The following is a 15838-nucleotide window of genomic DNA, read 5'->3' as shown; positions in this document are numbered from 1 at the left end:
TTGGGCAGGTCGCTTTTTTTATTTTTCAGCAACTACATTTCGATAAAATTGAATAATACAAAGATGTAATTGCAGTTTACTCTGAGATGATTACGTTAAAGTACGTATCTTTACCTAGTTAAAATTCTTAGTATTTCACCTACATCATTATCCGTATGAACCACTACCAGCGGCTACTTCTCAACTCAACCCGAACCAAGTACTTTAAATACAAAACTCGACTGGACAAAAACATTGCGAATGGATCATTTCAAATGATGCCCTATCGCAAGAAGAAAAGTCTTATAGAAAAGGTTGAAAAGTTTAGAAAAAGGCTTGAAACCTGGAATAATTCTCTTCGAAGAGCTGTGGCAGCAGGAACGGTTGCTGGGGCTGCAATGATGCCCAACTTAGCAGATGCCCAAATTGATCCAAATATTTATTTAAACGAAGGATCTACAATATCACTTTCATCACCAAGAAATATTGTAGCAATCAATATCGATGAAGATGATGACCTTGAATTAATAGCAACTACCCCTGTAGGAGGTGAAGTCGGTCAGTGGGACGGAAAGGATAGTTATGTATTTAACAGACCCAATTCACTTGAATATGCAACTCAGTTGCTGCTTGTTGGCGATATCGATGGTGATTCAGATGAGGATATCATATTCACCAATAATGGAGACTATACCTATTTATATAAAGGGATCAATACAGGTGTTGGAACCATTGTTTCCACTAATATTGGAACAAGTGAACGGCCCGATGATATAGAGCTGGTTGATTGGGATTCGGATGGAGATTTAGACATTGTTGTAGCCAGTGGAGAAACCTACCTGGAAGTATTTGAAAATGATGGTGGAGGCAACTTCTCACCGTTTGGAAATTTTGATTTGGGAGGAGTAGGAACTATTGGTGGTGAAGGTCTGATTAATAGTTTTGAGTTTGTCGATTTTGACGAAGATGGAGATATGGACCTCATCCATAATGGTTATTATTCTACTATTCCATATACAGGTAGTATTGTATTATTAGAAAATACCACTGACGATATTGGGACACCTACGATTGATCCTTCAAATCCTGCTTTCGTTCATCAGGTAAATTATTCAAGACTTGGTAACATAGAATCTCTTGATTTTGATGGGGATGGAGATTTAGATATTTTCTTCTCTCCCAACTTTGCAAATGGTTATGCTTTTTCTAACCAATACATTGAGGGATCTCCACTGTCATTTAATCCCATTACAGTTTCATATATAGGTTCAGGAAATATAAATGATGTAGTATCAGGAGATTTTGATAATGACGGAAACGATGAACTCGTCATAGCAGGTAGTTCATTCAATCGTTTATTAAGTTTTGATGCAGGTATTCTTCAAGGTATAGGAGGAAATCTTGGAGGTGAGATAGGCAATATTTATGGAGACTTAAATTCCATTTTTATTGCAGACTTGAATGGTGATGATAATCTGGATTTAGTAGGAGTAGACAATGTAGCAGGAAGTGTAGCTACATATCTTGATCGATCAGCACCTTACATTTCATATTTTGCTGGGGATTTAATAGTGGATGAAAACACTCCGGTGGGTCATTCATTTGGGACATTTGGATTTTCCGACGTACAAGGAGATCCAATTACCATTTCATTGACTGGAGATGATGCTTCTTTTTTTAATTATGATGATGTCACCGGTAATCTTACATTAAACGCTGAATTAGATTGGGAAACGAAAGGGAGCGATTTATCTCTTCTCTTTGATTTGTCCGATGGATCAAAATCTCAGGTTCAAGGAGGGACTGTCAAAATCAATAATCTAGCGGAAGCGGGGAATGGTACTTTTGATCCTGAGCCCATTAAATTGTTTGGAGACAGGCAAGTCACACTTTTTGAGCCCGGTGACTATGATATGGATGGTGATATTGATCTTTTTTTATCATCTCCAAATAGTCTATTTTATAATAGTTTGCTACAGCAAAACGCTGGAAGTTTTACTGATGTTGGTATAGGCCCATTCAGTGGTGAGCAAAATGCCGCAGGGTTCGTTCATGCTTACGCGGCACAAGATCTTATATTACATGATCCATCAACTAATGAGATACGACTATTTAGAAACGATGGCGGGTTTTCATCAAGTTATAATACCCTTCAGACTGGAATAACAGATGTTGACCAAATAGTGACTGGCGATTTTGATGGAGATGGCAGTTTCGAGTTTGCCATAAAAGCAACTAACACACTTGGGTATGAAGTGGTGCACACTTTCGAAGATGACCCTAGTGATGGTTGGATGAATAATCAATACTTTCTGATGAGTGATGGCTCCTCTACCGGTATACTTGATGGTGTTGGTGGTTTTAATGCAATTGAAATTGCTGATTTCAACGGAGACTCTTATGATGATATGTTGGCTACAACAGTTAATGGAGATGACGTTATTTTTCTTGGTGGGGAAACAGGTATAAGTAGTTCATTCTCCCCATTAATCACTCAAGCAGATGGAGGGGAAACAGAGATAGCCATTGGTGATATTGATGGTGATGGATCTATTGATATAGCAATTATGCGTTGGCAGGATAATGTTGATTATCAGATTCATGTAGACATTCATGTAAATAATGGATATGGCTCATTTTCATTGGATCAAAGCATTGCTTTAGGAGGTGAATTCTGGGGGAGCATTGACTTGAATGATATTGATGGAGATGGAGATAAGGATTTAATAACAACAAATCTAAAAGCTGTAGATATAGGAGGGGAATTCGATTTTTCACTTGAGATCGAAACATTTACAAATGATGGCTTAGGGTATTTTACTCTATTTCAGACGGTAGAAGAGGCTGGAGGTGAAGGATTTAAGATGATGGACGTGGATGGTGATGATGATTTGGATATTGTCTTAATAGGAGATTTAGGTGCGCCAGTAGGTGAAGAACTTCAATTGAAAGTTTTTAAGAATACAAACGTTTCTCCTACAGCTATCAATTTGAGTTCATCTACAATAGATGAACACTTACCAATTGATACTGAAATTGCAACCATTAGTGTGGATGATTTAAACATCAGCGATAATCACATTCTAAGTCTCGCAACGGGAGATGGCTCCAATGATTTGCATAACAGTTATTTTAATTTAAATGGCAATAGCCTACGCTTAACAAAAGATGTAAAGTTTGAAGAAACACCACAACTATTCATTTTGCTAAGTGCCAATGATGGTCATCAGATTTTTGAACAAGCTGTTGTAATCAATGTCAATGACATCAACCAGGCACCAACTGCAATAGGTTTGTCTTCGACAAGTTTTGATGAAAGCACTTTAGGAGGAACAGCCGTTTCAGATATTATCGCTACTGATCCGAATGGTGGGGATACACATACCTTTGATTTTGCAATTGGCGATGGTTCCAATGATGCAGACAATGACAAGTTTGCCATTGAGGGAGATCAATTGATTTTACTGCAAAAGCTAGCGAATGAGGATCAAAGCAGCGTAAGTATTTATTTAGAAGCTACAGACTCCTATGGAGAAACTTTTGAGCAAGCACTTACACTGACAGTCAATAATGTAAACAGTGCACCTACAGGGATTCAATTATCAAGCTCAGGTTTTGATGAGGATACAACACCAGGATCATCAGTAGCAACTTTAAGTGCTGATGATGTAGATGGTTCAGATTCGCACTCCTTTGAATTGGCAACCGGAGATGGATCGAACGATGCAGACAATGACAAGTTTGCGGTAGAAGGAGACCAATTAATTCTATTACAGTCGATCTCTCAAGAAGACCAAAGTAGTGTTAATCTTTATTTAAGAACCAGCGATTCATTTAATGAATCATTTGAACAAGCGGTAACGCTTACGGTTAATAACACAAACTCAATTCCAACAGGAATCCAACTTTCCAGCACTTCATTTGATGAAGGCATTGCAGGAGGGTCTTCTGTTTCGACATTGACTGCTGATGATGTAGATACCGGAGATAGTCATACCTTCTCCCTGGCGACAGGCGATGGGTCAAACGATGCAGACAATGCCAAGTTCTTAATCGATGGCGATCAGTTGGTGATCAAGTCGTCCCCGAGTTTTGAGACCCAATCGAGTTACAATATTTACTTATCCGCTGCTGATTCTGAAGGCAGTGTGGAACAGGCGGTAACGCTTACAGTCAATAATCTGAATAGTGTTCCAACAGGGATCCAACTTTCCAGCGCTTCATTTGATGAAGGCATAGCAGGCGGGTCTTCTGTTTCGACATTGACTGCTGATGATGTAGACTCTGGCGATAGTCATACATTCTCCCTGACAACAGGTGATGGATCAAACGATGCAGACAATGCCAAGTTCTTGATCGATGGTGATCAGTTGGTGATCAAGTCCTCTCCGAGCTTTGAGACCCAGTCGAGTTACAATATTTACTTATCCGCTGCTGATTCCGAAGGCAGTGTGGAACAGGCGGTAACACTTACGGTCAATAATCTGAATAGTGTTCCAACAGGAATCCAACTTTCCAGCACTTCATTTGATGAAGGCATAGCAGGAGGGTCCTCTGTTTCGACATTGACTGCTGATGATGTAGACACAGGCGATAGTCATACTTTCTTCCTGGTGATAGGAGATGGATCGAATGATGTGGACAATGCCAAGTTCTTAATCGATGGCGATCAGTTGGTGATCAAGTCTTCCCCAAGCTTTGAGACCCAATCGAGTTACAATATTTACCTATCCGCTGCTGATTCTGAGGGCAGTGTGGAACAGGCGGTAACGCTTACGGTCAATAATCTGAATAGTGTTCCAACAGGGATCCAGCTTTCCAGCACTTCATTTGATGAAGGCATAGCGGGCGGATCTTCTGTTTCGACATTGACTGCTGATGATGTAGACACTGGCGATAGTCATACCTTCTCTCTTGTAACAGGAGATGGATCGAATGATGCAGACAATGCCAAGTTCTTAATCGATGGCGATCAGTTGGTGATCAAGTCTTCCCCAAGCTTTGAGACCCAATCGAGTTACAGTATTTATCTATCCGCTGTTGATTCCGAAGGCAGTGTGGAGCAGGCGTTTGTGCTAGATGTGAATAATATCAATGAGATTCCTACAGCCTTAAGTCTTTCATCTACTTCTCTAGATGAGGATACCCCTGCAGGTTCAGCAGTTGCGACCATTGACGCGACTGATGTAAATGCATCTGATGTCCATGAATTTGCATTGGCTTCAGGAGATGGGACCAATGATGCGGATAACAGCAAATTCCTCATAGAAGGAGATCAATTGATTATCAAACAGAATTCACGTTTTGAGACTCAGGCAAGCTATAATATCTATTTATCAGCATCTGATGCTGAAGGTAGTGTAGCCCAAGCCTTTGTTATAGATGTTGTTGATGTCAATCAGGCACCAAACTCCATTTCTTTATCCATCACCTCTCTGGACGAAAGTGTAAGCCCGGGATCTACTGCTGCTACTATCACTGCTACCGATCCTAATGCTGGGGATGTTCATACATTCACGCTTGCAGAAGGAGATGGTACTAATGATGCCCACAATGATTTATTTGTAATCAGTGGTGACAAGCTGATTTTATTGGAAGCGATTGAATTTAATGATCTACCATCCCTTAGCATCAATATTCAGGCAGATGATGGAGAAGAGACATTTACTCAGGCATTTACATTAATAATAAATGAAGTACTGGGAGTATCAGATGAAGTATCCAATACCTTGGGGGTTTATCCGAATCCGGGACGAGAAAGATTCCAGATCAACTTTGAGAGCACCTATCGTGGAGAAGTGTCCATTAGAGTAAGTGATTTATCAGGTAAAATGATTCACGATTTATCTATTCAAAAAACAATAGAAACTCTGACCTATGAAGTAGACATGAGTGGTGCAGAGACTGGTGTATACATCATTGAGTTGATATCAGATGATGAAGTCATTACTCAACGATGGGTTAAGAAATAGCATTACCTAATCAGATTTTGATAAAGCGATTGATGTTAAGTCAATCGCTTTTTTAATGCCCTTTAAAAAACGACTGCAATTTCATTTCAGCATCCTGGCCACTTGGATAAGAAGGCGACAGTGAAGGCTGACCTGGTAAGTTTTCGATATGCAGCGTTTGTGTAGGGAAAGCAAAATTGACACCAAGCTCTTTTCCTAATTTCACAACACTCATCAGAATTTCATGTCTGCATTTCAACTCTTCAGCCCAGGTTGGTACCTGAAAGAAAATATAGAACATGATATTTAGTGAGCTGGAAGCCATTTCATTAAAATACACGTGATAGTTGTCCTTCCACGTTTTAGGGTGATCTTCAACTATTTGTCTAAGACCCTTTACAAACACTTCAATCATTTCTGGCGGTGTATCATACGTGATTGATATTTGCGTATAGAATCTACGGTATTTCCTTAGTCCGTGGTTATCAATTGTGTTATCAGCTAATTTACTATTAGGTACGTAAAACACGGAATTTCTAAAAGTACGTATTCTTGAAGATCTAAAGCCAACTTCTTCGACTGTTCCATCTACATCGTTAGAAGTAATCCAATCACCTACCTGAAATGGTTTGTCCACAAAAATCATCACTGATCCAAAGAAGTTTTTGATAGTGTCTTGTGCAGCTAATGCGAACGCTAAACCACCAATTGAAAGTCCTGTTAAGAGCGGCAGAATGGGAACATCCAGGTTGTCCAGAATAAGCAGTGTCCCAATGATAATTACGAACGTTTTCAATGTCTTTCGCAGCAGCGGAACCAGCTGGTCATCTAATGTGCTTTCAGTTCTTAGCGCTGCTCTAGCCAAAAACACACTTGCAATAGATACCAACCGATACATGATGACTGTACCAAAAAGCGGCACCATCACTCTTAGGATGATATTTACATACTTTGAATAGGTGACGGGAAGCTGGAGAGCTGGGGTGACCAAGAGAAGTAAGAGAACAATTATGAACACACTGGTTGGACGAGCAACTTGCCATAAATACTTTTCAGAAGTTTCACCCGCAAGGCCAGATCGTTTTACGATTCTACTAAATATCCGCTCCGTAAAAAATGAGAAAATCTTGTAAACAAGCGTACTTATCAGAGCTAGAATGAAGATAGTGATGTATTGATAGGTGTAAAGTCCGAAGGTTTTTTTGGTTCCCAGTTTGGGAAGAAGATTTAATAACTGTCCTGTACCAAAACGAAAGGTTTCAGAATACAACTCTTCTATTCGGTCCAGACTGGAGTCAGAGAAAAGCCACTCGCCATTGTCTGATTTTAACAGAAATATCTTTGGATAGTCATCAATAAGAATGTATTTGTTTTTACTACTAGCAGAATCCAGGTATGCCTTCGATTTTGGTACCTCGTCGAGGTAAATTAGAATTCCTCTGCCATCGAGCACTCTTTTAAACTTGATTGCTCCATTTATTGCCTCACCTAAACTTCGCTCTTTGGTCTTGAAAGGTAACGCGGCTAGTGAATCATTGCGATGATCAGGCTGCAGATTTTCTAAGAATGTCTTTACTGAACTCTGTGGTGTGCTCAGATTTACATAGCCCTCTTGGCCATGGACCAACGTAAAAGAAAAAAATATTAGGAATGCAAGAACAATTCTCATAGGTAAGCTTGTTTGTTGCAAAAGTAAACGTCTGTGGCAATTACCTTTGCCCATCGATTTAAATAAAATATAAATATGTCTAATCCTCTATTATCTGCATTTGATACAAAACATGAAATGCCGCCATTCTCAAAGATTTCCATTGATCACTACATGGAGGGTATAGAGTCTGCATTGGCAGAGGCGAAAAATGAAATTGAAGCAATCATTTCAAATGAAGAGGAGCCAACCTTTGAAAATACCATTGAGGCTCTTGAAAATAGTGGTGATAAGCTCCAGCGAAACAATTCTATTCTATTTAACCTTAATTCAGCGGAAACTTCTGATGAACTACAGAAAATCGCTCAGGATATCTCACCAAAACTCTCAGAGTTCAATAGCGAGGTGAAACAAAATGAGCAACTTTTCAAACGTGTAAAAGCTGTATATGCTAAGAAAGATGATTTAGACCTTTCCAGAGAGCAAAGGAAATTACTTCACGAAACTTATTTTGATTTTGTAAGAAGGGGTGTCGAACTAGAAGGTGAAAAGAAACAGCGATTCAAGGAGATCAGCATTGAATTATCTAAACTATCTCTAACATTCTCCGAAAACATTTTGTCAGAAACTAATGATTATGAGTTAGTGATTGAGGATGAAAATGATCTATCTGGTTTACCAGAAGATGTAATAGGAAGAGCACAAGAGCTGGCACAAAAGAAAGAAAAGAAGGGATGGATGTTTACTCTTCAAGCACCTAGCTATATACCATTCATGGAATATGCTGACAACCGATCGATTCGTGAGAAGATGTACCGGGCCTTTATGAGCAAATGCTTTAAGAATGATGATCGCGATAATCAGGAAATCATATTAAAAACCATTCGACTAAAAGCTGAACTAGCATCCCTACTTGGCTATTCAACATTTGCAGACTACATTCTTGAGCAACGAATGGCCGAATCATCGGATAAGGTAATGTCATTCTTAAAAGACCTTTTGGAGAAGAGTTTTCCTAAGGCAAAGGAAGAGGTAGCAGAATTGAAAGCCTTTATTAAAAGCCTTGGTGATGAAATAGAACTTCAACGATGGGACTGGTCCTATTACTCTGAGAAATTAAGAAAAGAAAAGTACGAATTGGATGATGAAATTGTAAAGCCTTATTTCAAACTTGAAAACGTCATCAATGGAGTTTTTATGACTGCTGAAAAGCTTTTCGACATTTCCTTCAAGCAGAATGATGAGTTAGAAATTTATCATAAGGATGTCCAGGCGTATGAAGTAATAGATCAAACAGGTAAAACAGTAGCTATCTTCTTAGCGGACTTTTTTCCTCGTGATGGAAAACGTGGCGGTGCGTGGATGACCTCCTTTAGGAGTCAATCAAATCATGATGGTCACAGAGTCATTCCACAGGTGAGCATTGTTTGCAATTTCACACCATCTTCTCCAGATCACCCTTCACTATTAAAGTTTAGTGAAGTAGAAACATTGTTTCATGAATTTGGTCATGCGCTTCACGGCATGTTAGCCGATACAACCTATAAAAGTTTATCAGGAACCAGTGTTTACTGGGATTTCGTAGAGTTACCTTCTCAGATCATGGAGAATTGGTGTTTTGAGAAAGAATGCCTGGACCTTTTTGCAACTCATTACGAAACAGGTGAATTAATCCCGGAAGATTTGGTTGATCGTATAAAAAGATCTTCTACCTATCATGAAGCGTATGCTACCCTTCGACAAGTAAGTTTTGCTTTGCTAGACATGGCCTGGCATAGTCTGACTGTGGATGAGGCAAATGCAGTCAGCAGTGTTTCAGCCTTTGAAGAAAAAGCTTTTGCAAGCACAGATTTATTTCCAAAGGTTGAGGGTACCAATATGAGTGCACAGTTCAGTCATATTTTTGCCGGTGGGTATGCTGCGGGCTATTATAGCTACAAATGGGCAGAGGTCTTAGATGCCGATGCATTTTCTGTTTTTAAGCAAAATGGGGTTTTTGATAAAGCTACTGCTGATTCATTTAAAGAGAATATCCTAAGTAAAGGAGGCACTGAACACCCAATGACATTATATAAGAAGTTTAGAGGTCAGGAGCCAACTCCTGATGCATTATTGAAAAGAGCAGGACTAAAATAGATTTAGAGGTACTCTACTTCTGAAGTAATCGATTTGTTCATTGGATCGAGCTCTTGCTTAAGATCCACAATGAGTTGCTTTAAAACTGTGTTTAATTTTTTAACTTCTTGTTGTTTTTCGGGTCGTCCTCCAAAAACTCTGTCTTTTTCAGACGGAGAGAGAAGTAACGCGAAAAACTCTCTTTCATTTCCCAGTTTCTCTAAGAGCTCTGAAACAAGAGGTAAAAGTGAAAGCACCTTATTGGGTGGAACTGTTAAATCAGCTTCAGGAATATTATAAAGGATCGCATTTATTTCGGAATCTTTCAGATCAATTCGTTCATCTGAATCCGATTTTAATGATTTCAACAACCTTGACATAGCTTTTAAGTGGCCATTTGAGTGTTGATCTTTTGCGTTAATTCTGGCAATATTCAGGAAGGGGAGGTATTTTTTTACTTTTCTATTAGCAAAGTCAAACTCAGCAATTCCGCGATAGATTTCATTCTTTGTTTTAAGGTATTCAGCACTATCAATCCAGAGCGATGGTAATACATCAATCTCACAAGTAGGCTTTTGGGCAGTTATCCTGATTCTAGTTTTATCGCTGTAGTCAACGGATTTAAAAGTTGGATCCTTTCTTAGGATATCCATTATATCCATTGCCAACGTTTGCATATCAGCATGAGGTTTTTCCGTCACATTTTTCTTGATTGCAATGATTTCTACATCTCCATAGAGTAAAATATTTGAGTATGTTTTCAGTGCTCCCTGGTAGCGGTAATCCATGTTATACCCTTTCTTTTTTAGGGTTTTGCTGATGATCTCATGAATTCTTCTGGAATTGGCGTAAACCTTGTATGCATAGGATGCATCTATTTCAACCATTGATTCCAATGTATATCTTAAACAATCGGAGTAACCACATTTGTGAAATGAGTCAGAGAGCACCTGCTCACGCAGTGCTTCATCATACCTTCTTCCCTTTAGGTTTTCTACAAACAGGCTGTAGTCGTGTTCCATTGGTTTTGCCAAAATAATCAATTATAAAGATATGAATTGTATTTTTAGAAGATTATCGTTGGGGTTCAGTTTTGTGTAGATCAAAAAAACACCAAGCTTAAGCACTAAAAAAGGTCCTCAATCGTGAGTTTTTTATTAAATAAGCTGCTTATAATCCAATAATAAGCTTGTGCATATGCAATGAGACAGTTTTGAAGGAAACGAAGATTTTTTTCGCGGAGTAAAAAAAACTCATTCAAATTGAGGACCTAAATAAAAAAAATATACTACCATTGTGGTCTTATGAAGTCTTTCACAGAGATTGTTAATACCACACCCTCTAGAATCAGAGGGTAACCCCTAGGCTGGGTATCTCAACTATCCATTTATTTCTTTAACAATTTTCTTATGCTGCCATTGTATTTAGGCGGCACCAAATCTTTAATTTCATTTTAGAAATGTCGAAAGAATCATTAACTCTTTCCAGAGTTTTCAAACTCTTTGTTTCTGCTCTTAAAGGAGAAGAAACTGAATTTACTACCGGAAGCATAAATAAGGCGATCGTATTGCTATCAATCCCAATGATTGCAGAAATGATTGGTGAATCACTATTTGCAGTGGTTGATATGATATTCGTATCGCGAATAAGTGTAAATGCCATTGCAACAGTCGCTCTAACAGAAACACCATTAATGATCATATATTCGTTGGCGGTGGGCTTAAGTATGGCTGCAACGGCTATAGTAGCCCGTAGAGTTGGAGAGAAAAGACTTGTTAGAGCAGCAGATGCAGGCTTTCAAGCAATAGTAATTTCCATAGTCATTGGTGCTGTATTTGGTGTTGTAGGTTTCGTTTTTGCTGAAGATATCCTCGCATTGATGGGAGGAGAATCAGATTTAATAGCTGAAGGAGTAGGGTATACAAAGATTATGTATGCCGGTAACCTGAGTATCATTTTGATTTTCTTAATCAATGGAATATTCCGAGGAGCTGGAAATGCTTCCATTGCAATGAAGTCGCTTTTGCTTGCCAATGGATTAAATATGCTCCTTGATCCTGTTTTTATTTTTGGTTTGGGGCCAATCCCAGCGATGGGCGTAGAGGGGGCTGCTATAGCCACAACGACAGGAAGGTCTATAGGTGTGGTTTATCAATTGGTTCACATATTCAATGGGAGCTCTCTGATAAAGCTAACAATCAAAAATTTTGTCATCCGATTAAAAACGGTTTTCGAGATTATTAAGATTGGTTCAGCTGGTATTGGTCAATTTTTGGTTGAAACACTTAGCTGGCTATTCCTGGTTCGAATAGTTGCAGAGTTTGGGACTGAATCGGTAGCCGGTTATCAGCTAGCTTTCAGAGTAATTGTTTTCACTTTATTACCATCTTGGGGCATGGCTAATGCGGCTGCCACACTTGTGGGTCAGAATTTGGGTGCAAAAAGACCAGGTCGGGCAGAAATATCAGTCTGGAGAACGGCTAAGTGGAATACAATATTTTTAATAGGGGTGGCTATATTATTTTCAATATTCTCCAATCAGGTCTTGGCAATATTTAATCAATCTGGGGTTGTCCTTGAAACAGCCATCAATGCACTTCGAATTATATGTTTTGGATACATATTTTTTGCCTACGGGATGGTTATTGGTCAGGCCTTCAATGGAGCAGGGGATACATTAACTCCACTTTGGATAAACATTGTCGTTTTCTGGATTATCCAAATTCCATTAACCTATGTTTTGGCCATAATCTATAACTGGGGACCAAATGGTGTCTTTTTCTGTATTGCGTTTTGCCATAGTTTGTATGCGATAGTAGCTATTTTGTTATTTAAGCGTGGCAAGTGGAAAACGGTAGAAGTTTAAAAAGCTGCTGATTATGAGACGAATCGTTTACTATGTGGCGACATCCCTTGATGGATTTATTGCTGGAAAAAATGGTGACTGCAGCATGTTTAAAGCTGATGGAGAAGGAGTGGAGCAATACTTCTATGATCTGGAATCCTTTGATACGGTGATCATGGGAAGAAAGACCTATGAGTTTGGATATCAGTTTGGTCTAAAACCCGGACAGCCGGCTTATCAGCACATGGATCATTACATTTTTTCAGAAAGTCTGAAGTTTGAAAAATGTGCTGACCAGGTCAAAGTTGTTCCTTTAGACTTAAGTAAAATAGTTGAACTGAAGAATGAGATTGGGAGTGATATTTATTTGTGCGGTGGTGGGATTTTCTCCGGGTGGCTAATGAAAAATGGACTGATAGATATCGTAAAACTGAAGATTAATCCAATCATTTTGGGAAGTGGTGTCAGACTTTTTGAAGGATATAATGGAACAAACGCTCTTAAGACGATTTATCATCAGTCATTTGATGATTTGCAAATCGTTACCTATGCTGTGTCTAATAGTTGAAAGTATATAATTCCAGGTTAGATCCCCAAGTGGTGAAAACCTGGAATTCCTTCTTAGCAGAAGAGTAAATCAAACTAACCTCATGAGCTGAGTTTAATGGATTACCTGTAATCAGATTTCCTGATTTATCGTAAATGTAAAGTACATTATTCTGCTTATCTGTAAATATCACAAGGTCTTTACCCGCACCAAATTGATAATATTGAATCAAAATTGGTCCCTCAGAAAGGTAATCTTTTTTGAACAACATATTTCCGGTATCATCTAGCACTTCATACGTATTTCCTTCATTTCGTATGATGATGAACGAGTCATCACTCGTGTCTGGAATAAGCTTAAATCTGGTATCAACACTGGTTTTCAGCAATTGATCACGTTTGATTACGCCTCCTTCCAAGGTGAGTTCAATGAGTTCACCCCCTGTGGTGATAACCGTTATTGAAGAATTGCCAAGGGCATTTGACTGGCGTAAGAAGTAGTTGCGACTTAATGATTGTTTGGTGTCAAATGGGAATCCACCCAACGGGTCTCCTCGCCGATTCATAAGATGAATCACACCATTTTCATGCGTTGAAATCATGACATCTCTTCTTCCCAATCGCGAATGATCCAGAGGCTGGTATGCGGGACGATTAAGTTTTCTAGGGTTCCAACCATCAAGAATTTTGAGGTCCTTGTCTGTAAGGAAAACATTACCGTCAACATCGGTAATGGCTAATCGATAGTTTCTACTTCGGTCATAATCTATCAAGTTTAAGTGCTGAATTTGTGCCTCTTTTGGGAGTACTTTGGGATAACCTGGGATTGGCGCACCTGTACGATCGAGGATAAATACTTTTTCAGCGGTTGCAAGCAGGTATTGGATTTTACCGTTCTTATAGTAATCAATCGGGAAAATGTTACTGACGATGGGTTTTTCAATATCTTCAGACCATAGTGCATTCTGATTTCTATCCAGGTAGTAAATGGTGTTTGTGCTATCCTGAACAATGATGTCAAACTCTTTATGCGCATGAGTTCGAACCAGAAATGGTTTTGTAGTCAACTTTCCAATAAATCTGACTCCATTTTCAGGATTGGTTTTCGGTATGCTTTTCGTCTTTTTTTGAGGTTGAGATATGGTATAGTTGGTGAAATATTTTCCATCAATGTAGCTATACTGAAAAGCCGCCAGGTCTATGGATCGGTATGTAGATGAATTAGATTTAAAATGATCTTCCCATTGAGGTATCAAATTGTCGAGTATTGTTGTCCATGCACGGGGAATGTTTACAAACAAACTCACATTAGCAGCATTATTTGTTCGGGATAGGAAATTATTCATTTGAATGGATTTCCCCCAGGTATCCTCATCCTCCACTGAAGAAATGAGTGTTTTTAACTCTAAAAGGTCATTTGAAAAGATCAAATAATTCCTATAGCTGATGTAAAAACATTGGTTAAAGCCTGTCCCCATGGCACCTAAAATGGTTGATGGAAAATCTTTTATAGGAAGAAACCTAATTTCATTATCACTGTATGATTCAGTGTACACAGTATCTCCCCTGGATAATGCGATGCGTTGAGTTAGTTGACTGAAAAAATCCAATGATTCTTCCATGTCATTGACCTCCAGAATCATCATTTTCCTAAGGTCAGTTAATCGCGGTGATTCCAGTGTGACTATTCCAATCTCATTATCCACTAAGTCAAAAACCTGATCAGCATTAAAATCATAACTAGCTTTTAATGAATCTTGTAGCTTCTTTATTGTGCCATTTTTTCTAATATGGTCAATCTGATGGTCTTTCCATCCTTTCATATATAAGGATGTGATATGAAGCATATAGGAAGTTTTTTCTGGAATTATCTCCGCCATATCAAAAGTTGCTGGCTGCTCCTTATGAGTCGCAAGCCATTCATTATTCGTAGCGTGCGAGAATCCTGAAAGTTGTAAAAATGAGGAATCAATCAGCAACTCATAATTACCAGCAACAATGGGTATTTCCTGGCCTTTAGATATAAATGAACCTAAAAGGTCTCCGGTTTTATCATAATTGACATATATAGAGGCAAGACCTTCTGATCCAGGATTAATTAATTGGTTGAATTTTTCTTTAAATGAAATAATTTCAGAATCGCTGACCGCTCTAACTGCATCCTCGACCAAATAAGGGGTAAAACTTGCCAAAAAGAAGTTTTTGTAAAAAATGAATGTCAAGGTCTTTCCTTCACTGCTGATCTCACTGATTTTAAAATCATTGTAATTCCGGGACTTAAATCGAAATCCCTTTTTTTGCAATCTTCCGATTGTTGCATTTACAAATGTGTTTTGCGAAATATTTTGAAGCTCAACGACAAAAAGAAAATCCAGATTATCACTGCCTACTTTGTGAATGGATGTCAATACTGGTGCAGTTTCAAAAATGGCACTAAATCCCCCTTCGCCATTTATTGAATCAAGAAAAGTTAAACCTTGATTGAAACCATCGAATGCAGAGGATTGATTTATTATAGACCATATTGGATAATGTTTCAGTGTATTAAGGTCCTTAACTACTTCCGCTTCCAATACCATTGCAGCATCAGATGGAATGAAACTCCATGCAGTGATATTTGCGTGCTTCACCCACTTCTCATAAGTGAAATAACCTACACCAGCCAGCAGTAAAATAGATATGATGATTAAAACTTTTTTCAAGCTACAAAGTTGATTTACTCAAAAATAACTTAGTTGCAGAGCTTTTAGTGTT

7 protein-coding genes are annotated in these 15838 nt (G+C 38.6%); 4 read left to right on the top strand and 3 right to left on the bottom strand.

Translation table 11 applies throughout. The features are described 5' to 3' along the window. The first annotated feature begins 155 nt into the window (after positions 1-155). A complete protein-coding gene (locus ACOMC3_RS09475; RefSeq protein ID WP_420315640.1) occupies positions 156-5951 on the top strand; it encodes an FG-GAP-like repeat-containing protein in 5796 nt (1931 codons plus the stop codon). 52 nt (positions 5952-6003) lie between these two features. On the opposite strand, the gene ACOMC3_RS09470 is transcribed toward ACOMC3_RS09475, so the two are convergent. Next, positions 6004-7599, bottom strand: coding sequence for a mechanosensitive ion channel family protein (locus ACOMC3_RS09470; protein WP_420315639.1), 1596 nt, complete (start codon positions 7597-7599; stop codon positions 6004-6006). Positions 7600-7674: 75 nt separating this feature from the next. On the opposite strand from ACOMC3_RS09470, the gene ACOMC3_RS09465 reads away from it, so the two are divergent. Continuing rightward, complete coding sequence (locus ACOMC3_RS09465; protein ID WP_420315638.1) at positions 7675-9714, top strand: M3 family metallopeptidase; 2040 nt, start codon at positions 7675-7677, stop codon at positions 9712-9714. A 2-nt stretch (positions 9715-9716) separates the two neighbouring features. On the opposite strand, the gene ACOMC3_RS09460 is transcribed toward ACOMC3_RS09465, so the two are convergent. Further along, positions 9717-10715, bottom strand: a complete 999-nt coding sequence (locus ACOMC3_RS09460; protein ID WP_420315637.1) for a hypothetical protein — start codon at positions 10713-10715, stop codon at positions 9717-9719. 437 nt (positions 10716-11152) lie between these two features. Between ACOMC3_RS09460 and ACOMC3_RS09455 the strand changes: the two genes are divergently transcribed. Next, positions 11153-12559 (top strand): MATE family efflux transporter, encoded by a 1407-nt coding sequence (locus ACOMC3_RS09455; RefSeq protein WP_420315636.1) that lies wholly within the window; start codon positions 11153-11155, stop codon positions 12557-12559. A 13-nt stretch (positions 12560-12572) separates the two neighbouring features. Beyond that, positions 12573-13106, top strand: coding sequence for a dihydrofolate reductase family protein (locus tag ACOMC3_RS09450; RefSeq protein ID WP_420315635.1), 534 nt, complete (start codon positions 12573-12575; stop codon positions 13104-13106). Here the strand turns inward: ACOMC3_RS09450 and ACOMC3_RS09445 are convergent. After that, on the bottom strand, positions 13096-15786 hold the full coding sequence (locus ACOMC3_RS09445) for a hypothetical protein (protein ID WP_420315634.1): 2691 nt from the start codon (positions 15784-15786) through the stop codon (positions 13096-13098). The genes ACOMC3_RS09450 and ACOMC3_RS09445 overlap by 11 nt on opposite strands. Positions 15787-15838 lie beyond the last annotated feature (52 nt).

The organism is Ekhidna sp. (assembly GCF_965212185.1).
Taxonomy (GTDB): domain Bacteria; phylum Bacteroidota; class Bacteroidia; order Cytophagales; family Cyclobacteriaceae; genus Ekhidna.
This window is presented reverse-complemented; position numbering and strand designations above follow the sequence as displayed.

Excerpts from the sequence above, each read along its gene's own strand:
- ACOMC3_RS09475 (WP_420315640.1), top strand. The coding sequence starts at position 156 with ATGAACCACTACCAGCGGCTACTTCTCAACTCAACCCGAACCAAGTAC.
- ACOMC3_RS09470 (WP_420315639.1), bottom strand. The coding sequence starts at position 7,599 with ATGAGAATTGTTCTTGCATTCCTAATATTTTTTTCTTTTACGTTGGTC.
- ACOMC3_RS09465 (WP_420315638.1), top strand. The coding sequence starts at position 7,675 with ATGTCTAATCCTCTATTATCTGCATTTGATACAAAACATGAAATGCCG.
- ACOMC3_RS09460 (WP_420315637.1), bottom strand. The coding sequence starts at position 10,715 with ATGGAACACGACTACAGCCTGTTTGTAGAAAACCTAAAGGGAAGAAGG.
- ACOMC3_RS09455 (WP_420315636.1), top strand. The coding sequence starts at position 11,153 with ATGTCGAAAGAATCATTAACTCTTTCCAGAGTTTTCAAACTCTTTGTT.
- ACOMC3_RS09450 (WP_420315635.1), top strand. The coding sequence starts at position 12,573 with ATGAGACGAATCGTTTACTATGTGGCGACATCCCTTGATGGATTTATT.